General features: G+C 66.5%; 22 protein-coding genes. 8 read left to right on the top strand and 14 right to left on the bottom strand.

Annotated features, from left to right (window positions below; translation table 11 throughout):
• Positions 1–103 precede the first annotated feature (103 nt).
• On the bottom strand, positions 104–1,309 hold the full coding sequence (locus B9C99_RS01730; RefSeq protein WP_088896764.1) for a glutamate dehydrogenase: 1,206 nt from the start codon (positions 1,307–1,309) through the stop codon (positions 104–106).
• A 175-nt stretch (positions 1,310–1,484) separates the two neighbouring features.
• Here B9C99_RS01730 and B9C99_RS01725 point away from each other — a divergent pair, with 175 nt between their 5' ends.
• Positions 1,485–2,396 carry a LysR family transcriptional regulator gene (locus B9C99_RS01725; protein WP_026061560.1) on the top strand — a complete coding sequence of 304 codons (912 nt, stop codon included), beginning with the start codon at positions 1,485–1,487 and terminating at the stop codon, positions 2,394–2,396.
• 15 nt (positions 2,397–2,411) lie between these two features.
• Here the strand turns inward: B9C99_RS01725 and B9C99_RS01720 are convergent, their stop codons facing one another.
• Together B9C99_RS01720 and B9C99_RS01715 are read right to left on the bottom strand one after the other, a co-directional pair.
• Complete coding sequence (locus B9C99_RS01720) at positions 2,412–5,210, bottom strand: aconitate hydratase (protein ID WP_088896763.1); 2,799 nt, start codon at positions 5,208–5,210, stop codon at positions 2,412–2,414.
• Positions 5,211–5,292: 82 nt separating this feature from the next.
• Complete coding sequence (locus B9C99_RS01715; protein WP_253249939.1) at positions 5,293–5,814, bottom strand: TetR/AcrR family transcriptional regulator; 522 nt, start codon at positions 5,812–5,814, stop codon at positions 5,293–5,295.
• Positions 5,815–5,908: 94 nt separating this feature from the next.
• Between B9C99_RS01715 and B9C99_RS01710 the strand changes: the two genes are divergently transcribed.
• The 4 genes from B9C99_RS01710 (at position 5,909) to B9C99_RS01695 (ending at position 8,825) form a co-directional block, all read left to right on the top strand.
• Entirely contained in the window at positions 5,909–6,907 is a 999-nt protein-coding gene (locus B9C99_RS01710; RefSeq protein ID WP_088896761.1) for an alpha/beta hydrolase, read from the top strand.
• Positions 6,908–7,289: 382 nt separating this feature from the next.
• Positions 7,290–7,718 carry a hypothetical protein gene (locus B9C99_RS01705; RefSeq protein WP_088896760.1) on the top strand — a complete coding sequence of 143 codons (429 nt, stop codon included), beginning with the start codon at positions 7,290–7,292 and terminating at the stop codon, positions 7,716–7,718.
• Between the two features lie 140 nt (positions 7,719–7,858).
• The gene (locus tag B9C99_RS01700) at positions 7,859–8,446 is read left to right on the top strand and encodes a DUF3558 domain-containing protein (protein ID WP_088896759.1); all 588 of its coding nucleotides are present in this window, start codon (positions 7,859–7,861) and stop codon (positions 8,444–8,446) included.
• Between the two features lie 19 nt (positions 8,447–8,465).
• The gene (locus tag B9C99_RS01695) at positions 8,466–8,825 is read left to right on the top strand and encodes a hypothetical protein (protein ID WP_088896758.1); all 360 of its coding nucleotides are present in this window, start codon (positions 8,466–8,468) and stop codon (positions 8,823–8,825) included.
• Between the two features lie 536 nt (positions 8,826–9,361).
• On the opposite strand, the gene B9C99_RS01690 is transcribed toward B9C99_RS01695, so the two are convergent.
• Genes B9C99_RS01690 through B9C99_RS01665 form a run of 6 tightly spaced genes read right to left on the bottom strand, consistent with a single transcriptional unit; the run spans position 9,362 to position 14,856 of the window.
• Positions 9,362–10,234 (bottom strand): VOC family protein, encoded by an 873-nt coding sequence (locus B9C99_RS01690; protein ID WP_088896810.1) that lies wholly within the window; start codon positions 10,232–10,234, stop codon positions 9,362–9,364.
• Complete coding sequence (locus tag B9C99_RS01685; RefSeq protein WP_088896757.1) at positions 10,234–11,412, bottom strand: flavin reductase; 1,179 nt, start codon at positions 11,410–11,412, stop codon at positions 10,234–10,236. The genes B9C99_RS01690 and B9C99_RS01685 overlap by 1 nt, the downstream gene beginning before the upstream one ends.
• Positions 11,413–11,422: 10 nt before the next feature.
• Positions 11,423–12,223, bottom strand: coding sequence for an ABC transporter ATP-binding protein (locus B9C99_RS01680; protein WP_016694258.1), 801 nt, complete (start codon positions 12,221–12,223; stop codon positions 11,423–11,425).
• Entirely contained in the window at positions 12,223–12,999 is a 777-nt protein-coding gene (locus B9C99_RS01675; protein WP_088896756.1) for an ABC transporter permease, read from the bottom strand. The genes B9C99_RS01680 and B9C99_RS01675 overlap by 1 nt, the downstream gene beginning before the upstream one ends.
• On the bottom strand, positions 12,996–13,874 hold the full coding sequence (locus B9C99_RS01670) for an ABC transporter permease (RefSeq protein ID WP_229567655.1): 879 nt from the start codon (positions 13,872–13,874) through the stop codon (positions 12,996–12,998). Before B9C99_RS01670 ends, B9C99_RS01675 begins: the two co-directional genes overlap by 4 nt.
• 1 nt (position 13,875) lies before the next feature.
• Positions 13,876–14,856: an ABC transporter substrate-binding protein gene (locus B9C99_RS01665; protein WP_071934625.1), complete on the bottom strand. Its 981-nt coding sequence runs from the start codon at positions 14,854–14,856 to the stop codon at positions 13,876–13,878.
• Positions 14,857–15,115: 259 nt separating this feature from the next.
• Here B9C99_RS01665 and B9C99_RS01660 point away from each other — a divergent pair, with 259 nt between their 5' ends.
• Complete coding sequence (locus B9C99_RS01660; protein ID WP_143543531.1) at positions 15,116–15,919, top strand: IclR family transcriptional regulator; 804 nt, start codon at positions 15,116–15,118, stop codon at positions 15,917–15,919.
• 45 nt (positions 15,920–15,964) lie between these two features.
• Here the strand turns inward: B9C99_RS01660 and B9C99_RS01655 are convergent, their stop codons facing one another.
• The 4 genes from B9C99_RS01655 to B9C99_RS01640 all read right to left on the bottom strand — a co-directional run bounded on the left by B9C99_RS01655 (position 15,965) and on the right by B9C99_RS01640 (position 19,640).
• Positions 15,965–17,137 carry a hydroxylase gene (locus B9C99_RS01655; protein ID WP_088896754.1) on the bottom strand — a complete coding sequence of 391 codons (1,173 nt, stop codon included), beginning with the start codon at positions 17,135–17,137 and terminating at the stop codon, positions 15,965–15,967.
• A gap of 16 nt (positions 17,138–17,153) precedes the next feature.
• Entirely contained in the window at positions 17,154–18,005 is an 852-nt protein-coding gene (locus tag B9C99_RS01650) for an alpha/beta hydrolase (RefSeq protein ID WP_088896753.1), read from the bottom strand.
• A 152-nt stretch (positions 18,006–18,157) separates the two neighbouring features.
• Entirely contained in the window at positions 18,158–18,877 is a 720-nt protein-coding gene (locus tag B9C99_RS01645) for an IclR family transcriptional regulator (RefSeq protein WP_071934623.1), read from the bottom strand.
• Position 18,878: 1 nt separating this feature from the next.
• Positions 18,879–19,640: an IclR family transcriptional regulator gene (locus B9C99_RS01640; protein WP_088896752.1), complete on the bottom strand. Its 762-nt coding sequence runs from the start codon at positions 19,638–19,640 to the stop codon at positions 18,879–18,881.
• A 237-nt stretch (positions 19,641–19,877) separates the two neighbouring features.
• Here B9C99_RS01640 and B9C99_RS01635 point away from each other — a divergent pair, with 237 nt between their 5' ends.
• Both B9C99_RS01635 and B9C99_RS01630 read left to right on the top strand, forming a co-directional pair.
• A complete protein-coding gene (locus B9C99_RS01635; RefSeq protein WP_088896751.1) occupies positions 19,878–20,462 on the top strand; it encodes a DUF3558 domain-containing protein in 585 nt (194 codons plus the stop codon).
• Between the two features lie 15 nt (positions 20,463–20,477).
• The gene (locus tag B9C99_RS01630) at positions 20,478–20,840 is read left to right on the top strand and encodes a hypothetical protein (protein ID WP_088896750.1); all 363 of its coding nucleotides are present in this window, start codon (positions 20,478–20,480) and stop codon (positions 20,838–20,840) included.
• Positions 20,841–21,054: 214 nt separating this feature from the next.
• Here the strand turns inward: B9C99_RS01630 and B9C99_RS01625 are convergent, their stop codons facing one another.
• Complete coding sequence (locus B9C99_RS01625) at positions 21,055–22,908, bottom strand: TerD family protein (protein WP_088896749.1); 1,854 nt, start codon at positions 22,906–22,908, stop codon at positions 21,055–21,057.
• Between the last annotated feature and the right edge of the window lie 50 nt (positions 22,909–22,958).

Below are 22,958 nucleotides of genomic sequence, written 5' to 3'. Positions count from 1 at the left end.
TTGGTCGACATGCGCGTTTCCGGACCCGGACGACGTCCACCGGCATTTCCGCCGATCCTCGTCGAAAAGGCGCTGACCTGCAGAAATAAGTGAGGTGACAGTATCAGGGGATGGTGACCGTGCGCGAGGCGGTCGGAGCGTGGTTGGTCGCGCCGAGTTCCCGTGCCGTCTGTCGCGGCGGCACCCGATCGAGCGCCCACCGCTCGACCAGCAGCGTGATCTTGGTGAGCATCTCGGTGCGCAAGCGCTGGAACGAATCCTCCGGATCGGTCCCCACCCACCCGAGGAGCACCCACCACGCCCACGCGACCGCGCCGGCGTTGGCGACGAAATCCGGGATCACCGGGATGCCGCGTCCGGTGAGCACGGCTTCGGCGTCCGGCGTCGTCGCGGAGTTCGCGGCCTCGATGACGACCCGTCCGGCGACCCGGCCGACGTTCTCCGCCGTGATGGCATAGGAGATGGCGGCGGGGACGAAGATGTCGGCGGGAATGCCGATCACCGCGTCGCGCGGCAGTTGTTCGACGTGTGACGGGACGCGGGAGCGGTCGATCTCCCCGTACTCGTCCCGCAGGTCGAGCAGTGCCGGGATATCCAGTCCGTCAGCGCAATACAGTGTTCCGGCGGCGTCGGCGACGGCGGTCACGCGCATGCCCGCTTCGTGCAGGTACCAGGCGGCGCCGCCTCCCATCGTGCCGATTCCCTGGATCGCGACGGTGGTCTCGGCCGGCGCCCAGCGGTATGCGTTCGCGGTGGCGATGCAGGCCTGCGCGACGCCGTAACCACCGATCACGTCGCCCAGCAGGAAACCGCCGTCGACCGGCGCATTCAGGGAGGTGCGCACCCGGTCCAGGGTGATCGCCGGGTCCGCTGCACGGCTGATCGCGGCGTGGAAGGACTGGTGCAGGCCCAGCCGCTCGAAGACCTCGTCGAGGAGATGCTGGGGAACGCCCAGGTCCTCGGCGGTGACCCAGTGCGCGTTCAACCAGGGACGCATCGCCTGGCAGAAGCGCTGCAGCACGTCGACGGCACGGGGATCCTTCGGGTCGAAATCGATCCCGCCCTTCGCGCCGCCCACCGGCAGGTCGAACACCGCGGTCTTCGCCGCCATGCCGCGCGCCAGGTCCTCGACCTCCGACATCGTGCACCCGGCCCGCATGCGGGTGCCGCCGGTCGCCAGATCGCCCACCAGGGTGTGGACGACGAGATAGCCGTGCGCACCTGTCACCGGATCCGTCCAGGTAAGACGCATGAAGGGTTCGTCCCTGCGGGTGTCCACCGCGTCGACGCGTGTTGCCATGGTGGTCATATGCGGTCCCCCGTTCGTCAGAGCCGTCGTCACGTCGATTCGGCCGGTGACGCCAGCGTGCCCGGGGGTGGCGCGGGGCGTCCAGTTACGAAACTCGAAGGTGAGAGTTCACGATTTCTACACAACGCGAGCTCACAGCGGTTGCAGGTCCCCGGGCGCGCCCTACGCTGACGGCATGGAGTTGTCCCTGCGCCGGTTACGGATGCTTCGAGAACTGCATCGCCGAGGTACCGTCACGGCCGCCGCGCTCGCCCTGCACTACACCACCTCGGCGGTCTCGCAGCAGCTCACCCAGCTCGAACGGGACGTCGGTGCAAAGCTTTTCGAGCGTCGGGGACGTCGGGTCCAGTTGACGGAGGCGGGCGTGCTGCTCGCCGAACATGCCGAGGAGATCCTGCAGTCGGTGGAGCGGGCGACGACCGCGCTCGAACAGTCCCGCGACGGGGTCAGCGCGCGCCTGACCGCCGGTGTGTGGGCCTCCGTCGCATCCACTCTGATCCCCAGCGCGCTGGCGTTGTTGGCTGCCGAGCACCCCGGCATCGAGGTCCGCACGAGAGAGCTCGCCCCCGAGGAGACCGCCGGCGCCGTGCGCGACGGTTCCCTGGACTTCTCGTTCGTCATCGAATATTCCGGCTACCCGATGTTGTGGGATCCGGAGCTGACCAAGGTGGTGATCGCAGTCGAGCGCTTGCACGCCGCGGTGCCGCCCGGGACGGTGCCGGCGGGCACCATCGCACTCGCCGACCTCGCCGAGCATCCGTGGGTGCTGGCCGGCCCGAAGTCGCACTTCGGTCGCGCGGTGAGCCTCGCGTGTCAGCGTGCGGGGTTCGAGCCGAGAATCAACCATGAAGTCGGTGAGCAGGCGACGGCGCTGGCGATGGTCGCCGCGGGGCTGGGCGTCACTCTCGTCTCGGATCTCGGGCTGACGTTGAGCCCACCCGGGGTCGAGGTAGTGGCGTTGACCGAACCGCTCTTCCGCACGATCTCCATCGCGCATCGCGGGATCGCGTCGGAACGGCCCCCGCTGCGCCTCGTGATCGACGCGGTGCGCACCGCCGCAGCGGAGCGGGGGCTCGCGGCGCAGTAACCAGCCTGTCGCTGCCTACTGCGCGAGCTGCTTACGCAGCACGTACTTCAGGATTCCGCCGTGCTGGAAGTACTCGGCCTCGGCCGGGGTGTCGATGCGCACCGTCGCGTCGAACTCCGTATCTCCCGCCTTCACGTGCACGGTCTCGGGGATCTCGGCGCTGTCCGCCAGTCCGGTGATGGTGAACTCCTCCTCCCCGGTCAGGCCGAGGCTCTGCGCTGACTCACCATCCGGGAACTGCAGCGGCAGCACGCCCATGCCGATGAGGTTGGAGCGGTGGATGCGCTCGTACGACTGCGCGATCACTGCGCGCACACCCAGCAGCAGCGTGCCCTTGGCCGCCCAGTCACGCGACGAGCCCGACCCGTACTCCGCGCCCGCGAGCACGACCAGCGGTGTGCCGTCCTCCGCGTACTTCTGCGCGGCGTCGTAGATACTCATCTGCTCGTCGGTCGGCAGATAGCGGGTGACGCCACCCTCGACGTCCGGCACCAGTTGGTTACGCAGTCGGATGTTGGCGAAGGTGCCGCGGATCATCACCTCGTGGTTGCCCCGTCGCGAACCGTAGGAGTTGAAGTCGGCCTGCTCGACGCCGTGCTCCTGCAGATAGCGACCGGCAGGGCTGTCGCGTCGAATCGCACCGGCCGGCGAAATGTGGTCGGTGGTCACCGAGTCACCGAGCAGCGCGAGTACCCGCGCGCCCTCGATGTCGCTCAGCGGTTCGGGCTCCGACGACATGTCCTCGAAGTAGGGAGGACGCCGCACGTACGTCGACTCGTCCTTCCACTCGAACACCTCACTGTCGGGCACGTCGAGATTTCGCCACGTCTCGTCGCCGGTGTAGACGTCCTGGTAGCCGGTCTCGAACATCTCCGCGCGCACCGCGTCGTCGATGACCTCCTGGATCTCCTGCGTGGTGGGCCAGATATCGCGCAGGTAGACGTCGTTGCCCTCGGAGTCGGTGCCGAGCGGGTCATCGAAGAGGTCGACGAGCATCGAACCGGCCAACGCGTACGCGATCACCAGGGGCGGCGACGCGAGGAAGTTCATCTTCGTCTGCGGATGGATGCGTCCCTCGAAGTTGCGGTTGCCCGACAGGACGGCCGAGACGTTGATGTCGTGCTCGTCGATCGCGGCCGCGATCTCGTCGGGAAGCGGACCGGAGTTGCCGATGCAGGTCGTGCAGCCGTATCCGACGAGGTTGAAGCCGAGCTTGTCGAGATACGGCGTCAGGCCCGAGCGTTCGTAGTAGTCGGTGACGATCCGCGACCCCGGAGCCAGCGAGGTCTTCACCCACGGCTTGCTCCGCAACCCCTTCTCGACGGCATTCTTGGCGAGCAGCGCCGCGCCGATCATCACCGACGGGTTCGACGTGTTCGTGCACGACGTGATCGCTGCGATCACCACGTGCCCGTTGTCGAGTTCGAACTCGTCACCGTCCCCGACGCGCACCGGGACCTTCTTCGACGGTGGCGCCGAGGTGTCGGCCTCGTCGGGCACCGGGTCGCGCGGCTCGTCGCGGGAGTCCTCGCTGCGCACCGACACCGGGTCGCTGGCCGGGAACGATTCGAGCACGCCCTCGTCGACACCCGAGTCCTGGACGCGAGAGACGACGTCGGGCACCTCCTCACCGTTGAGCAGCGAGGTCACGGCCTTCGGCGCGAGGGCGACGGGGATGCGGTCCTGCGGTCGCTTCGGGCCGGCGACGGACGGCCGGACCTTCGACAGATCCAGTTCGACGACCTCGCTGTAGTCTGGTTCGCGATCGGGGTCGTGCCACAGGCCCTGCTCCTTCGCATACGCCTCGACGAGGCGGATCTGCTGGTCGTCGCGACCGGTGAGGCGCAGGTAGTCGAGGGTGGCGTCGTCGATCGGGAAGATCGAGATCGTCGAGCCGTACTCGGGGCTCATGTTGCCGATGGTCGCGCGGTTGGCGAGCGGCACGTTGGCGACGCCGGGGCCGAAGAACTCGACGAACTTGCCGACCACGCCTGTCTTGCGGAGCATCTCGGCGACGGTGAGCACGAGGTCGGTCGCCGTGGTGCCCTCCTGCAGTTCGCCGGTGAGCTTGAAGCCGACGACCTGCGGGATCAGCATCGACGCCGGCTGGCCCAGCATCGCAGCTTCTGCTTCGATGCCGCCGACACCCCAGCCCACGACGCCGAGGCCGTTGATCATGGGGGTGTGCGAGTCGGTGCCGACGAGCGAGTCGGGATAGGCGACGAGCCCGCCGTCCTCGTCCTCCCGCGTGAAGACGACGCGGGCCAGGTACTCGAGGTTCACCTGGTGGCAGATGCCGGTGCCGGGCGGGACCACCTTGAAGTCGTCGAAGGCACCCTGCGCCCAGCGCAGCAACTCGTAGCGTTCGCGGTTGCGCTGGAACTCGAGATCGGTGTTGATCCGGAAGGCATCCTCGGTGCCGAAGACGTCGGCGATCACCGAGTGGTCGATGACCAGCTCGGTGGGGATCAGGGGGTTGATGCGCTTCGGGTCGCCGCCCTGCTGGGTCATGGCGTCGCGCATCGCGACGAGGTCCACGACGCACGGCACGCCGGTGAAGTCCTGCATGAGGACGCGTGCCGGGGAGAACTGGATCTCCGGGTTGTGGGTCGACTTCGGATCCCATCCCGCGACGGCCTCGATCTGCTCCCGGGTGACGAGCCGCCCGTCCTCGGTGCGCAGCAGGTTCTCCAGCAGGACCTTGAGGCTGTAGGGCAGTCGCTCCGAGCCCGGGACCTTGTTGATGCGATAGATCCGATAGTCGGTGTCGTCGACCTTCAGGGTGTCGCGTGTGCCGAAACTGTCGTCACTCATGAACGTGCCTCCCGACTGCGATGTTTCCGGTGGTTACCCGAATGGGTAGCCCGTTCCGCCACCCGGCAATCACAGGGTGGGTTCAGGCGGTCGCGCGGGCCACCTCGTCGGCGATCAGAGCGATGCCGTCGGGCGGCTCCGTGACACCGACCAGGACGGCTTGTGTGACGCCGTTGCTGAGCGCGACGAGGCGCTTGGCTTCTTCGGATGCTTTCTCGGGTGACATGCCCAGTTCTTCGAGGAGTCGTCGGGTTTCCTCTGTTGTGCCTTGTGTCGACTCTTCCAGGAACGCGCGGATCCAGGGGTCGCTCGCGGATTTGGCGAGGTAGGCGTACCAGACGGACACGCCGAGACGTCCGACCTCGTCCGTCGGGACTGGTTGAGCGAGAAGCGCCACGAGCGCTGCCTGCGGATCGGATTCTGCTCGTTCATAGCGTTTTTCGGCTTCGGCGACCATGTATTCGGCGCCCGTGCGGATCAGGTGTTCCTTGGAATCGAAGTAGTGCTGGATCCGGCCGATCGACACTCCCCCGGCGGCGGCCACCGCCTGAAAGGTCACGCCGTCGATCCCCCGCTCGTGGATGACCGCCCACAGCGCGTACACGATCTCCCGGCGACGTTGCGCATGGTCGACGACTCTCGGCATGATCACACGATACAATATGAACATATTGCAACGTCGACAATCGGGGGTCCCGATGACCCAGCACATTCGATCGAGGAGAGTTCTTCGGCGCGCCGGTCTCGTAGTGGTCGCGGTACTCGCAGTCGTTGGCCTGGTCGCCGCCTACCAGTTCTTCTTCGGCGCGCCGGGCGTCGGCCACTTCCGCAGCGCCGACGGCCGCGACAGTTACGTCGCCGCCTACGAGCGAGCGATGGCGATGCTGCCGCCACCTTCTGCGGTTCACGACGTCCCCACCCGGTTCGGCACGGTCCGCGTCTACGAATGGACGTCGCCGCAGACGGCCGACTCCGTTCCCGTCGTCCTCGTTCCGGGCCGGGCGTCTGGCGTGCCGATGTGGGGCGAGAATCTCCCGGGCTTCCTCCCCGAGCACCGCGTTCTCGCGTTCGACGCACTCGGCGACGCAGGCCTGTCCGTCCAGGCCGCACCGTTGACCTCCACCGACGACCAGGCGCTGTGGATCGATGACGCGCTCTCCGGGCTCGGCGTGGAGACCGCGCACGTCGTCGGACACTCCTTCGGTGGGGCAAGCGCAGCGTCCTACGCGAAGCAGTTCCCCGAGAAGGTCCGGTCGCTGACATTGCTCGAGCCGGTGTTCACCTTCGGCTATCCCCCTGCCCGAATGTTGTTCTGGGCGTCGGTGTCGACACTGCCGGGCCTTCCGAACAGTTGGCGGGACACCGCACTCGCGAAGGTGGGCGGTGTCGACGACTACGACTCCGACGACGCTATGGCGGCGATGATCTCGGAGGGTTCGGAGCACTTCTCCGCTGCGCTACCGACCCCGTCGCCGTTGAGCGACGACGAGCTGAGGGCTTTGGCCATGCCCACCTATGTCGCTATCGCGGAGCGTGATTCGCTCGCCGGAGGTGAGAAAGCAGCAGCTCGGGCACGGCAACTCGCTGATGCCGAGGTTCTGGTCTTCCCCGACACGACGCACTCGCTCCCCATGCAGGCGAAGGACCGACTGAACTCGGAACTGCCCGAGTTCTGGCGCGGGGTCGAGCAGGACTGACGCGGTAGCGGAGCGCGAAATGGTCATCGGCGCGCGTTGTTGCGCGCACCGATGACCATTTCGCGCTCTCGGGTGGGGGCTGTGTGTAACGCGTGTGGCGGCAGGTGCGACACCCATACGGTCATTCCATACAGAACGGACATTGCATTGAACCTGCCCGCCGGCCCGCGGCCGAGTCATCCTCGGCCCGCCTCGAGTCGACGAGGACGGATCTCAGTGCGCAGCCCTCTGTGTTCGGAAGCGCGATCTCGTGGAGGAGTCGACGACCCGCGGCCATAAGCCGCCACGTCACCGCCCTCCCGCCCCGTCCGCATACGGACTGCAGCCCACATCCAGGGCGGGGTGCGCTCGATCGACAGCATTCACACAAGGATTGGATTCAATGAAGAAGCTCATCGGAACGCTCGCTGCTGCGGCAACTCTCGCTACGGGTACTGTCGTGCTCACTGCACCTGCAGTTCAGGCAGCGACGATTTCCGGCAGCGCGGTCGAGTACGTGTTCTGCAGCGCTAACCAGCACAACAACGAAGTCACCTACTACGACCGCTACGGCATGGTCGAGAAGATCGTCAGCTTGCCCGACTTCGACGGGAAGGTCTACTGCGGGGCGATCGAGGTCGGCATCGAGTCCGATTCGTATGTCTGGTCCTCGATTGCCAACGATCACTCGCACTACGTATACGCGGCGATCTACTCGGTGTCCTACCCGCTCTTCTCGGGAAGCACCGGCGCCCCGCCCAACCGGAGTCTCGTTGCGCGGGAGGAAAGTCGCGATCGCTCTGGCGGCTTCAACTACGCCATCGCTTCGTAGCGAGCAAATGATCCCAGCGAATGCCCCCGACTCCGCAAGAGTCGGGGGCATTCGTGTAGGTGGTAGCACCGTCGGTGACGTCTCCTCACCGCCGGCGCACTCTGTGTTAGCGTCTGCCCGACAATCGATCGGGGGGTCGCATGGGTAGGTGGGGAATCGTCGCGCTCGCAGCAGCCGCGGCAGTGGTGACGGCGTGCAGTCCGAGCGCCGCGGATGACGCCGCAGGAGCCGAGACGGCGAGGTCGACGACCCGAACCCCGCGCATCACCGACGACTCCGGCCGTCCGCCAGTCACCTTCGACCCTTGCTACGACATCCCCGACGAGGTCATGAACGCGGCGGGGTATGACGCAGCGAAGAAGGAAGTCGCGGACATGCCGATGGGGACGTACACCTTTCTCGGCTGCGCTTACGACAAACGGGACCACGTCCCAGGAGTGCGGCATGGATACGGACTCAACATCTTGTCCGGAAACGTCACGCTTGAGGAAGAGCTCGCAAAGAACGGGCATATGGCGACCGAGACTGTCGTAGGCGGGCGTCGAGCTCTCTTAGAAATTAGCCCTGCAGATAGGAATACGTGTGCCTACGTTCTGCAGACTGACTTCGGACTCGTCATCGTCAGCAGACTGTACTACGCAGACCATGCAGGCCCTGCCCCTCAAAGCGAGTGGTGTGCAGGATTGATCGAGCTCGTGACCACAATCGAACCGTTCATCGATAAGTGATCCTTCGAATGGAGTAGCGATGCACGACTACACACGACTACAACCTGAGGTTGTGGACGAGATTGTCCGCATCTGTGGCGTCATGCTCGCCGAGTTCGAACAATCTCTGCAATTTGCGGACAGACTCGTGAGAACTGACGGTTTCGGCGACTTCGAATCAGCCCAGCAACTCGCGGCGGGCTACCGGCGGAAGGCTGCAGGCACGCCGGAGTCAGCCAGAGAACGTGTCGAGCAATTCATCGACGCCCTCACCCAACTCCGCGACGCCTTCGCAACCGGCGGAGAAGCCTTCCTCGACACCGAATCCGACTGGGCCCGCCAACTCGCCGCCACCGACCCCGACAGCGGAGCGGGAAACGGTCATCAGCGCGCGCAATAACACGCACCGATGACCACTTCGCGCGCTCGAGCAGTTGCGTAGGCGTCCCGCCGAGAAGCGATCGAGGCAGAGCTGGCGAAGCGAACGGTCCATGCGACTTCCATCCGCTCACCGGTTCACCATTCGCTACGGTTGCGGCGCGTGCAATTGGCAAATCCGCGAGCGGATGCAATAAGAAATTGCCCCGGCGCCGCCACCGACCCCGACAGCGGAGCGGGAAACGGTCATCAGAGCGCGCAATAACGCGCACCGATGACCACTTCGCGCGCTCAAGCAGTAGCGTTGGCGTCCGGCCGACAATCGATCGGGGGTCGACTGGGTAAGGGGAACAGCCGATTCGACTTCCCTCCGCTCACCGGTTCGCCATTCGCCACTGTTGCGACGCGTGCAACTGGCAAATCCGCGAGCGGATGCAATGAGAAATTGCCCCTGCGCCACCACCGACCCCGACAGCAAAGCGCGAAATGGTCACCCGCGCGCGCACTAACGCGCACCGATGACCATTCCGCGCTCCTATGACTGCACAGAGCCGCGTACTAGCCCTGCGGGCGGCGGTGACCCCAGTAGTGGGCGGAGCCGTAGCGGGTGGGGAGCCAGTTGTCGTCGTCGATGAGAATGCCGCCGACACCGTACTCGATGCCGAAACCCGAAGGGCTGCGGACGTAGAACGAGATCATCTTGTCGTTCGTGTGCTTGCCGAGGGTGGAGAGGATCGGGATGTCGCTGTCCTCCACCTTGTCCCACTGGCGACCCAGCAGATCGAGGTCGTCGATCTCGAACATCAGGTGCCCGATGCCCTTGTTCCGGTGCGGCGCATGGGCGTACGCGAACGAGTGGTGGCGCGGGTTGCAGTGCAGGAAGGTGCCCACCGAGCCCGGCATGTCGATGTGGTCGCTGAGCCGGAAACCGAGGATGTCCCGGAACAGACGGTCGTAGACCTTCGCATCACCGTGCAGCGCCTGGAAGGCGTGCCCGAAACCGAGGTCGCTCGCGACGAAGTTCGCACCCGTGGGTGAGACGAACTTGTCGAGGGCGTTGCGCAGACCCCAGAACAATTCGTGATCGATGACGTCCTCGGGGTCGCGGAATCGGACGAGGTCCATGACCTGCCGCTCCTCGATCACCGAGGAGTCCACCGACTCGACGTGGTAGCCGGCGTCGACGAGGCGCTTCGACAGTTCCTCGAGAGCTTCCGGTCCGCCGACGTCCCAGCCGAGTGCGGTGACGCCCGGGTCGTCGGAGCGTCGCACGTCGAGGCGGTAGGCGTACTCGTCCATCCTCATCAGCATCCGGTCGTCGTCGCGGTAGGCGACCTGCAGGCCGAGGAGTTCGGAGCCGAAGGCGACCCACTCGTCGAGGTCCTTCGCGCGGACGACCGCGTATCCCAGTGCCCTGACTCGAGCGTTCATCATTTCTCCTTGGTCGATGGGGTGCGCGCGGCGAGAGCCTCGGCGGTGTCGGCGGCGACGGATCGCAGATCGTCGATCCAGCGCAGCACCTGGTCGCCGGACGCGGCGCGCGGAAGCCGGGACAGTCGCAGTGCGATGCGGGTGCGTCCCTCGGGGTCGGGGACGGGGACGACGACCGAGTGCAGGTCGTACGTGCCGTCGGGTTCGATGTCGGGTTCGTACAGCGACGCGGTGCCGGAGATCATCTGCTTCATCCGACGGTCGTGCTCGGGCAGGACGTCGCATCCCGAGTAGTCGTTCATCACCGACACGCGAGCGAGCTCGGTCTCGGGCATGAGCGACATCGAGTAGCCGCGTTCACGAACCTTCTCGAGGTTCGAGACGAAAGCTGTTGTGTCGTCGTTCCTTCCGGCACGGCCGAGCCACTGCTGCACTTCGTCGTCGGAGGCCTGGCTGTGGAAGACGGTGCCGAGCGGCGGGATCAGAGGAATCCGCTGTCCGATCTCCACGGCATCGGGATCACCGGAATGGTTCTCGGTCATCACGAAGACCGCTTCGTCGCCGACGCGTGCGAGCACACCGCAGTCCGCGCCGACGCCGGCGGCGAGCGCTTCGAGTCCGTCGCGGGCCGCCTCCGCCATGCGCACGCCCCGGATGAGTTCCGGGTCGGCGGGTGCGACGGAGGTCGGCAGGGAGAACCTTCCGTATCCGCCCTGGAAGAACAGCAGCGGCAGCGTCGGGCGGGCCACGTCGAGATCCTGCACACGGCCCATGACGATGAAGTGATCGCCACCTTCGAGTTCGTCGGCGACCTCGCAGTCGATCCACGTGACTGTTCCGTCGAGGATGGGGGATCCCGACGGCGCCGGCGTCCATTCGACGCCCGCGAACTTGTCGTCGCCGCGGGCGGCGAACCGCCCGCAGAGTTCACGCTGGTCGGCGGCGAGCACGTTGACGCAGAAGTGGCTGCTCGTGCGGAGCCGCGCGTAGGTGCGCGACTTGCGGGTGGGCAGGTACGCCACGATCGGTGGGTCCAGCGACACCGAGGTGAACGAACCGACCACCATGCCCACGGGCTGCCCGTCCTCGTCGATCGCGGTGATGACCGCGACGCCGGTCGGATAGTGCCCGAGGGTCTGGCGGAAGCGCGCGGGGTCGATCGTGCCGTGGAGCTGCATGACCTCTCCCCTACGCGGTCGCCGGGTTGCGGATGAGGGTGTAGACCTCGGCGCGCAGGTCGGCGAACTCCGGCAGTGCCTTCGTCGACAGTTGGTCGCGCGGCTGCGGCAGGTCGATCGGGAGCATCGCGGTGACGCGCGCGGGACGACCGGACAGTGCGAGCACCGTGTCGGCGAGGTAGACGGCCTCGTCGATGTCGTGGGTGACCAGCATGACCGTCAGTCCGAGATGGTCGCGGACACGCAGCACAAGGTCCTCGAGGTCGGCGCGGGTCTGCGCGTCGACGGAGGCGAACGGCTCGTCCATGATGATCGCGCGCGGGTTCGACGCGAGGGCGCGGGCGATGGCGACGCGCTGCTGCATGCCGCCGGACAGCTGCCACGGGTACGCCTGGGCGACGTCGCTCAGGCCGACCTCGACGAGCGCCTGCCGTGCCTGCTTGAGGCGTTCGGCCTTCTTGACGCCGGCCGAGCGCAGCGGCAGGGCGACGTTGTCGATGACCGACAGCCACGGCATCAGCGACCGGCTGTAGTCCTGGAAGACGATCGCGAGGCCTTCCGGGGGTTCGGTGACGCGCTTGCCCTCGAAGAGGATGTCGCCTTCGCTGGGGCGGATGAGTCCGGTCAGGCACTGCAGCAGGGTGCTCTTGCCGACGCCGGACGGGCCGACGATGCACACGAATTCACCCTTGCCGACGGTGAAGTCGAGGCCTTCGAAGATCTGCGGTCCGCCGTAGCTGTGTCCGAGACCGCGTACTTCGAGCACCGTACCCGTGCGGGTCTCGGGCTTGGTCGCTTCGGTAGTGGTCATCATTTGCCTCCACGGTTGTGCGCGGTCATGCCCGCATGCCAGGCCAGCACGCGACGCTCGACGAGCGCGAAGAGCTTGTTGAGCAGGTAGCCGAGGATCCCCAGCGCGATGATGCCCGCCCACATCGAGGTGATCTTGAATCCACGTTGTGCGTCGAGGATGTAGTAGCCGATGCCGCCGGGGGTACCGACCATCTCGGCGACGACCATCGCGACGATGGAGATCGCCAGCGCGGTGCGTGCACCCGCGAAGATCTGCGGCGACGCGGCCGGCAGGATCACGAAGCGGATCCGGTCCGCGAGCGTGATGCGGTAGCTGGCGGTCACCTGGTGCAGGACGGGTTCGACGGAGCGGACACCGTCGATGGTGTTGAGCAGGATCGGCCAGGTCGCGACGAGGGCGATGATGGCGATCTTCATCGAGTCACCGAGGCCGAGCAGCAGGATCATCACGGGAAGGATCGCGACGCCCGGTGTGGCCCGGAGGAATTCGACGATGGGTCGCACCGCGTTGTCGACGCGGGTCATGACGCCGAGTGCCAGTCCGAGGCCGACACCGGCGACGCAGGCGAGTGCGAAGCCGACGAACAGTCGCTGCAGGCTCGGCCAGATCTCGGTGCGGATGCCTTCGAAGAACCACACGTCGGCGAACTTGTCGAGAATCTCCGACAGCGGCGGGAAGTAGGGGTCGGTGCTGGTGGCGCTGAAGATCGCCCACAGTGCGATGAGCAGGACGGGGAGCCACAGCTCCCACGCGAGGCGGCGTACGACGGTCACGGCTTGTTCACCCTTTCGGACGGGTGCCACCACAGCACGCGGCTCTGCGCGAGAACGAGAAGACGGTTCAGGCAGATACCGAGTACACCGGCGGTGAACACGTAGACGAACATCCGCTGGGTGTCGTCGACGGTCAGGGCTTGGTAGAGGCGCTGGCCGATGCCGTCCGCACCACCGAGGAACTCGGCGGAGATCGTGATCAGGAGGCTGATGGTCGCCGCGATACGCAGACCCGTCATGAGGAACGGCATCGACGACGGGAGGTAGATGTCCCGGATGCGGCTCGCCGGCGACAGGCGGAACGCCCGGGCCACCTGCTTCATCTGCGACGACAGCTGCTGTGCTGCGTAGGTCGACTGGACGAGGATCGGCCAGACGGCGCTGAACATCACCAGCACGACGGCCATGGTGCGGGTGCCGCCGAACAACAGCAGCACCAGCGGCAGGATCGCGACACCGGGGATCGTGCGTCCGAAGTCGACGACGAACGAGGTGCTCTGCTCGACCTTGCGGTAGGTGCCGTTGACCAGACCGAGCGGAACACCGATCAGCACGGAGAGCCCGAAACCGATCAGGGCGGTCAGCAGGGTGTTGCCGACGGCGTCCCAGTACTGGCCGGTGACGACGAGGTCGGCGCCGGTCTCGATCAGCTGGAGTGGCGTCGGGATGCCCGAGGCCTTGCCCGGTCCGGTGACGAACACGTGCCAGGCGACGACGACGATCGCGAGGGCGACGAGCTTGCCGGCAGCGGAGGTGAGCCGCGCGGACATCGTCTTGCGCTTGCGTGCTGCGGCGCGTCCGATCGAACCGGCGGGGCGCGGTGGGGTCACCTCCCGAGCTGCCCCGGGCGCATTCGCGGTGGCGGTGGGGCTCATGTCAGCCACCCACGATCATGTCGCCGGGAGCGGGAGCGTCCGCCTCCTGGACCAGGCCGTAACGGACCATCCGGTCGAGGGTGGAGTTGATGTTGTCCTCGGTGATCGGGGTCGTCGGGAACTTCGGGTAGATGGCCTGCGACAGGATCGCGGGATCGACCTCGATGTAGGTCGCGGCGACCTCGGCGGCGAGACCGTCCTGCTCGGCGAGCATGGTGTTGGCCTCGACGACCGCGTCGCGGAACTTCTCGACGTTCTCGGCGTTCTCCGCGGCGTAGCGCGGGGTGGTCACGTAGGCGTACGAGAGGTCGCCGCCGGCGTTGACGAAGTGATCGAGGACGCGCAGATCCGGGTCGTTGAGGGTGGCGGTGCCGGAGGGCTCCGCCGTGGTGACGACGTCGACGCTGCCGGAGCGGAGTGCGGCGAGGGTGTTGGGCACCTCGACGAACTCGGTCTTCGACGAGTCACCGCCGGCGTTGTCGATGGCCTCACGCACGTCGAGCCACAGCTGGCCCTTGGTCTGCGGGATGCCGAAGGTGGCGTTCTCGAGGTCGGCGACGCTCTGGATGGGGCTGTCCGCCCGGACCCAGAAACGTCCGCTGGTCAGACCGTCGTCCTTCGCGGGGGCTCCCACGGCTCCCGGAGCGGCCATCACGAGGTCGACGCCTTCGGTCTTGGCGATGATCGGGCTGACCATGTCCATGAGGGCGAAGTCGATCTTCCCGCCGAGCAGCTGAGGGGTGGCCTCGCCGGGTGTCGCGACGGTGACGAGCTCGACGTCGAGGCCGTGCTTGTCGAAGACTCCTTCGAGGTCGGCGGTACGCGGTCCGAGGGCGTTGAAGCTCGGGAACACGGCGACGCGCACGGTGCCGTCGCCGGCGGTGTCGGCGTCGCTGGATCCGCCGCACGCGGTCAGCGCGAGCGAGGCCAGTGCGCCGAGGGCGAGCACCTTGAGCGGGCGCGGGAACTTCGTGATGTTCATGGGGCTCCTTGGGAAGAAGTCGCTGTACAGGTGGGGAACGGGCGTCGAGGGGGCGGGACTGCTCGTCCGTTCGTCGACATCAGGCCCGGTCGGCACCGGCAGCACCGCAACGAATGCTGCTGAATCTGCCAGGGCCGGGGCGGCGGGGGAACCGAAATTCCATTGGGTGATTGCAACCACGAAATCCGGGTGGGCCGCCCCTTAACGTGGACCGCATGGCAAGCGATTCGATCGTGTCCATCACTGAGTGGAGGAACCGTTGACCGTTCTCGACGACACCCACAATGGGTCCCGCGAGGAGCGCGCCGGCCGCCAGATGACGTCGGTGGCGAAGGCGCTGCAGCTGCTCGACGCATTCCGCAAGGCTCGCGCCGACATGAGCCTGAGCGAACTCGCGCGTCGCGCCGATGTGCCGAAGTCGACGGCTTTCCGTCTGCTCGCCGAGCTCGAACAGTCCGGTTTCGTCGCCCGCAACGGTACGAAATACCGGCTGGGGCTGTCCTGCTTCGAACTCGGCGCACGTTACAGCATGTGCCGTCCGAACGGTCTGCGCGACACGGCAAGTCATTTCCTCAGTCACCTCCACACGGCTACCGGTCTCACGGCTCATCTCGCTGTCCTCGACGGTCCGGAGATCCTGCATGTCGAGAAGGTCCAGGGCCCGAACAACCCTGTAGTTCTCACGATGCCGGGCCAACGTCATCCCGCATCCTGCACGGCCCTCGGCAAGACACTTCTCGCTTTCGGCAGTTCCGAGGACGTCCGTACTGCACTCGACGCCGGTCTGCCTCGTTTCACGCCGCACTCGATCACCGATCCGCGTCGTTTCATGTCGGAGCTGAAGCGGATCAGGGAATCGGGCGTCGCCTACAACCGTCAAGAGCTCTCGCGCGAACTCGTCTGCGTCGCTGCTCCGATCATCGTTCACGGGACGATCGAAGCGGCCGTGTCGGTGTCCGGACCGACCGCAGGTGTCCGGTGGGACCGGACCGAGATGCTCGTTCGTCGTGCGGCAGCGGATATCTCGGCTGCTCGCGGTCGGAACACGAGCTCGCAGATCTGAGCGCTTTCTCGAGGCGGGGGACGGTGCGCACCGTCCCCCGCTTCGTCACATCCGGACGTTCTTCGGGGGTTCGCCACCGAAGGTGATGGTGCCCGCAGCCTCGTAGATGGGCTCGGCGACGTTCGCGCCGTGCCCGAGGGCGATGTGCATATCGCGCCAGAACCGCTGGATGGGGTTGTCCATCCGCATCGCGGAGCCGCCCGCGTGGGAGACGAGCTTGTCCACGGCAGCGCCCGCGCGTCGGGACACGCGTGCCTGATTGCGTCGCACCTCGGCCCGCAGAGCGATGTCGATCGGCTTGCCCGACTGCGCCACCTCGTACAGGCGGTCGATGTCGGCGAGGAACTGCATGCGGCTGGCCTGCAGGTCCGATGCCGCTTCGCCGAGTGCGTGCAGCTGACGCGGGTCGGTCGCAGCGGTGACGCCGCGGGCCGACACGCGGGTCCGCGTGTAATTGATCCAGTGCGCGAGAGCGCCTTCGGCGGCAGCGAGAGTGCCGGCGGTGATGGCCCCGCTGAACATCGAGTGGAACGGCATCCGGTACAGCGCCACATCGCCGCGGCCTGCCTGGCGTGCGGCTGCTCCGGAACCGAGATCCTCGGGGTCGATGAGCCGGTGGTCGGGCACGAAGGCCCCGTCGATCACGACGTCCTTGCTACCCGTGCCCTTGAGACCGACGACGTCCCACGAGTCGTGGAGGATCGTGTAGTCCTTGCGGGGAATGATGAAGTGACGCAGACCGTCCGGACGGACATTGCCGTCGTCGTCGGTGAGCATGCCGCCGAGGACGACCCAGTCGCACAGGTCGGTGCCCGACGAGAACGGCCAGCGGCCCGAGAAGATCCAACCACCCTCGGTGCGACGTGCCCGCCCGATGGGAGCGTACGGCGAGGCCACCCAGGTGTCGGGATCCTCGCCCCAGATCTCCTCCTGGACCTGACGCGTTCCCTGCGCCAGTTCGAAGGAGTGGACGCCCACGACCGACGAAACCCATCCGGCCGACGCGTAGCGGCTTCCCACCGCCAGCACTGCCTCGAAGAACTCGCGCGGGTTGAGTTCCGATCCGCCGAAGTCCTTGGGCTGCAAGGCGCGGACGATTCCGACCTCACGGAGGGTCTTGTGGGTGGGTTCGGTGAGGTGACCGATCTTGTCGGATTCCTCGGCCTGGGATTCGAAGAAGTCTGCGAGTTCCTCGACCCGCTGCACCAGTTCGCTCATCGTTGTCTCTCCGGTCTCAGGCGTTCGGGGCGGTGTTGAGGATGAAATCGCGCACGACGCGGTTGAATTCGTCGGCGTGCTCGAGCTGCGCCCAGTGGCCGCACCGGTTGAGGAGCAGCAGACGCGAGTCGGAGATCATCGACACCAGGCGGAGGCCGGCTTCGAAGTGCACCACTCGGTCGTCGCGACCGTGGATGACCAGCGTGGGAGCCTTGATCGACGCGATCTCGTCCATCGACGCCTCACCGCGGCGGGGGCGACCCAGGCCGGCAGCGAAGTTGTCGAGGTGGTCCTGGCGTGCGCGGGCGTTCTCCGAGCGCTGCAGAACCAGCTCCTCGGTCGCGAACTCCTTGTCGAAGGTCATGATGTCGACCAGCGCGCGCATCGTCTCCGGCGACGGATCGAGGTAGCCGCGGTGCAGGACCTTGAGGCCCTCCGAGGGTCCGTTGCCGGGGCTGAAGATGCGCGGGCCGGGGGCGCCGGCACCCATCGAGACGACGTGCGACACGCGATCGGGATGGCGCGCAGCAACCTTCAGCGAGGTGGCGCCGCCCATCGAGTTGCCGACGAAGGCGGCCTTCTCGATTCCGAGCGCGTCGAGCAGGTGGATGGCGGAGGTGACGTGGTCACGATCCTCGTAGGTGACGGAATCGGACTTGCCCCAGCCCGGCATGTCGGGCGCGATGACCTGGAAGTCCTCGGCGAGCTGCGCCATGTTGGGGTTGAAGTTGCTCCAACCGGTGGCCCCCGGGCCGCTGCCGTGCAGCATCACGATCGGATGCCCCGTACCTGCCTGGTGCAGATGGATCTTTCCGTGGGGAGTGTCGATGTACCGGCTGGTTTCGGCCTCCGAGAGGTGGGCTGGCATGACTGCCCCTTTCGTCTCAGCTTGTGTGCCGCAAGAAGAGGTGCGCGGCTCTTGGTAACGAGCGTCACATCCCTGCCGAAGCCCTTCCATCGGATCGTTCCGATATGCGGCACACTTCGCGAGATTGCGGAAATCCGGTCCGGCAGCACCGTTCAGGAGCTGCGCGAAGTTATTTCACGGCAGGCATCGACGACGAGGTCGCGGACCTCGTCGTATCTCTCCGGCGCGATCCTGGCGGTGGCGCCGGCGATGGCCAGCGCTGCGGGGACTCCCCCGCCCGGTGTGGAGATCGGCGCGGCGAGAGAGGTGAGCCCGTCCTCCATCTCGTCGACGGAGACGGACCACCCTCCTGCCCTGATCGTCGCGAGGTCATCGCGTGTGGGAAGAGTTCTGTTGCGATGCACCGGGAGCTGTTGGGACACCCTGCGGACCGTCGCGTCGTCGGCATAGGCGAGGAGCAACTTCCCCGCCGCCCCGTAGCCCAGGGGCAACGCCCTGCCCAGGACTGCCACCGGGCGCAGTGCGTGTGGGCCCTCCACGGCATGGACGCAGACACGCGAGTCGCCGTCGCGGACGTAGAGGTGCACGCTCTCACGGACCTGGTCGCGCAAGGTCGCCATCACGGGTGCAGCGATGTCGCGGATTCCGATGGACCTGTCGGCGAGTCTCCCCCATTCGACCAGCCGGTACCCCATCGTGTACTCGCCGTCGCCGCATCTGCGAACCAGGCCGAGACGTGCGAGTTCGACGAGGAGCCGGTGCGCCGACGACTTGGGAATGGAGATCTCCTCGGCGAGCGCCCCGAGACGCATCGGCCCGGGAGCGCGACCGAGGGTGTCGACGAGCTGCACGGCCTTGTCGAGAACGGACACCTCAGCCCACCGAACGGAGAGAAGGAGGCAGACCGTCGCTGACGGCGCGCGCCGTGTCGACCACGGCATGGACCAGCGCACCGATGTTGAACCGAGGGCGATGCACCGCGATGCACACGACCGACCGCACTTCCCGAGGCTTCGCGAACACCGGCGACGCGATCCAGTACATACCGTCGGCGCTCTGGACGACGGCTGCTCCGGTGCGCCGGATTTCGCACAGCTCCTGACGCAGACGGAAGGCGTCGTTGTGGTCGTGCTGTGTGCGGGCAGTCAGCTCCGACACCTCGTCCGGGGACATGTAGGCCATGAAGACCGATCCGGGCGCCGAGTTCACGAGGTCCAGGCGCCGAGGAAGGATCCGGCCCGTGCGAGTGGAGCTACCGGCGATGACGTCGGCCAGCACCACGCTGTCCCCGTCGCGGGAGGCCAGGGCAACGGCTTCCCGCGTGCTGGTGTGCAGGTCGACCAGGTGCGGGCGTGCGACGTCCTTGAGGGTTCGAGCGCCGGGGACACCCCAGCCGAGACGCCACAGCCGCATACCCAGGCGGTACTTGCCGCGTGCCGCACGCTCGACGGCTCCCCACTCCACGAGGCTGGCCAGCATGCGGTGGACGGTCGCCGGCGGGAGGCCGGTGGCCGCGCACAGCGACCCGATCGTCTGCTCCGGCTCGGCGTCGGTGAAGCACTCGAGAATGTCGAATGCGCGCCCCAAGACGGATCGACGGTTCTCGTCGGTGGTGACAGCGGCGGAGTGGGTCATAGCGGCCTCGCAGTTCGGAACGTCGTTCTACTATTCGGAACGATGCAGACAGTAGATGCGATTGCAGTCACAATCAAACTGATCTTGTGAAGCACAGCACCGTTGCTTTGTCTGCGCGCGGAGCGGGAATCGGTCATCGGAACGCGCAACAACGCGCTCTTGTGACCACTTCGCGCGCCGGAGTGCCCGACCGATCCGTTGTGTTAGCGTCTCCCGACGAATCGATCGGGGGGTCGCATGGGTAGGTGGGGAACAGTCGCGCTCGCAGCACTCGCGGTCGTGGCGACGGCGTGCAGCCCGAGCGCTGCAGACGACGTGATGAGCGACGAAGCATCCACGTCGACCACCCGCACCCCGCGCATCACCGACGACTCCGGCCGACCACCGGTCACCTTCGACCCCTGCTACGACATCCCCGACGACGTCATGAACGCGGCCGGGTACGACGCGGGGAAGAAGGAGCTCGCGGACATGCCGATGGGGACGTACACATTTCTGGGGTGTCTTTACAAGAAGGACGACTACATCCCCGGCGTCAGGCGTGGATACGGGCTCAACATCCTGGCGGGGAACGTCACCCTCGAAGAGGAATCTCAGAAGAACAGGCACATTTCCGAACCGACATCGATCAATGGCCGGGCTGCACTCCTCCGAGTCGACCCGTCGGCGTCACTCGCCTGTACGTATGTCCTGGAAACAAACTTCGGAATCGTCATTTTCGACAGGCTCTACCACTCGGACTCCGTAACTCGTCCGCCCATCGAGGTGTGGTGTGACGGGTTCGAGGAACTCATCGCGTCGATCGAACCCTTTCTCAACTGACCCACGAGGAGCACTATGCCATCCGGCTTTACCCGACTCGAGCCGCATGTCGTGAACGAGATCCTCAGGATATGCAAGGTCATGCTTGATGAATTCGACGAGTCACACGAGACAGCGCGTAGGCTCCTCAATGTCGAGGGGTTCGGGGACTTCGCGTCAGCGCAACAGCTCGCGGCCGGTTACAAGCGCAAAGCGTCCGGCACACCGGAATCTGCAGTCGAACGCATCGAGCAGTTCACTCTCGCCCTCACCCAACTCCGCGACGCCTTCGCCGCCGGTGGAGAAGCCTTCCTCGACACCGAATCCGACTGGGCCCGTCAACTCGCCGCCACAGACCCCGACAGCGGAGCGGGAAATGATCATCAGAGCGCGCAATAACGCGCACCGATGACCATTTCGCGCGTTCGAGCAGTTGTGTTGGTGTCGGCCGACAATCGATCGGGGCCGAATAGGCAAGGGGCGCAGCTGATTCGACTTCCATCCGCTCGCAGGTTCGTCATTCGCTACGGTTACGGCAGGTGCAGATAGCAATTTCGCGAGCGGATGCAGTGAGAAGGTGCCCCAAGCACCGCCACCAACCCGATAGCGGAGATCAGTCATCGACATCCACCCCGTACCGGCGTGCGAGGGCCGCGAGGTCGTCGTCGTACCCCTGCCCCACCGCGCGTAGCCGCCACTTGCCGGCGCGGCGGTAGATCTCGGCGAGGACCATGGTGCGTTCGGTGGTGCTGGCGTCGAGCACGAACGTCGCGGCGGTGCCGCTGTCGCTGTCGACGCCGACCGACACCGCGCCGAGTTCGCCGAAGGTGCGGTTGCCGTCGATGGCCGCGGCGATGGCGATGCGTTCGCATTCGGCGGGGAGCTCCGCGAGGTCGACACGGATGCAGTGCTCGCTCGAACCGTCGATGGTCAGTTCGACGACACCGTCGTCGTAGAGCGGGTTGTTGTAGAAGACGAAATCGTCGTCGGTGTCGACCTTTTCGTCGGCGCCCAGCAGGAAGGCGACGACGTCGAGATCGAACTCGTCGCCGGCCGCCTCGGCCTTCCACGCGACGTTCACGGCCCAGCGGTGACTGTCGGTCGGCAGGTCGATCACCTCGCCGCGCGACAGCACCGGTGCCGTCAGCCACGACTCCACGCGCATGTGCGGGGGCACGACGCCCTTCTCCACTGCGGCATCGACATCGTCGGGTCGGAGGACGGGCAGCTCGCGCGCGGCGACCCGCGCCATCCGCTTGTCGGCCTCTCCTCCTTCGAGGACCAGCACGTCGGTGACGGCGGCCGTGAAGTTGAGGGCCGGGCGTGCACCGAGCTGGGTGAGTCGCGAGCGCATCATGACGGCCTGCAGGTGCGTGCCGCCGAGCAGCAGTACCTTACGTCCGGTCCACAGCTTGGGCTTCTGTCCGGTCAGCGGCCGGACCGGAGGCACCACCGCGACCTGCGGTTCCGGCGGCAGAATGATGTCGACGACCGTCGCGACCTTCGGTTCACCCGGCCGCACCCGCGTCAGGAGATCCTCGAGCTGCTGCTCGCTGATCACGGGGATGCCTTCGGCCATCGCCTTGCGGACCTTGGCGGTCTGCACCGTGGGGTCGTTGCACACCACGACGCTGGTCTGCTTGCTCGCGTTGTTCATCACGTCGAGCCCGGCCTCGGTCAGCCGGTTCGCGAGCGCGACCCGCGGGGTGACGGTGGAACCGCTGATCACGACCTTCATGCCCTGGACGAGGCCGTCGTCGCCGAGGCGACCCGGGTTCTTCCACTGGCACGCGACCCGCGGGACGGAGGCGGGATACACCGACTTGCGGCTGCGGCAGTTGACGACGGGTAGCGGCAACTGCAGGTTGTCGGCCATCGCGGCGCTACGCAGGAAGATCTCCGACAGGACGCGCGCGTCGTCGTAGGCGTCGTGCTCCTGCAGCTGCTGGACCTGCCAGTGCTGCGCGAGGGTCGCCAGCCGGTAGTTGGGGACGTCGAGTTCGAGCCGGCGCGACAACGCGAGCGTGCACAGGCGATGCTCGGCCGGGAGCGACGTGCCGGCCCGGCGGAACTCGGCGTCGAGGAACCCGTAATCGAACGACGCGTTGTGGGCGACGATCGTGGCGCCGTCGAGGATCCCGGCCAGTTCACCGGCGATGTCCTCGAATCGCGGCGACCCGGCGAGGCGCTCCCGTGTGAGGTTGTGGACATGCACCGGTCCCGGATCGCAGCCGGGGTCGACGAGGGTCGAGAACTCCCGCTCCACGGACCCGTCCTCGCGCAATACGAGGGCGGCGACGCTCAGGACCCGGTGGGCGTTGGGACGCACGCCTGAGGTCTCGACGTCGACCACCACCCACCGATGGTCGCGGGGCAACATCACGACCCCCTCCGCGGGCGCGTGCACTTCGATCACGTACTCCTCCGATCGCTTCGTCCCCCGACGAGAACCACCACGATCGGACATTCTCAACCTTGCTACCGACAGGATCGAAACCGCCCTCCCGCTGTGACGCG

Origin of the sequence: Rhodococcus sp. BUPNP1, assembly GCF_002215235.1 — a bacterium.
Taxonomy (GTDB): Bacteria; Actinomycetota; Actinomycetes; order Mycobacteriales; family Mycobacteriaceae; genus Rhodococcus.
This window is presented reverse-complemented; position numbering and strand designations above follow the sequence as displayed.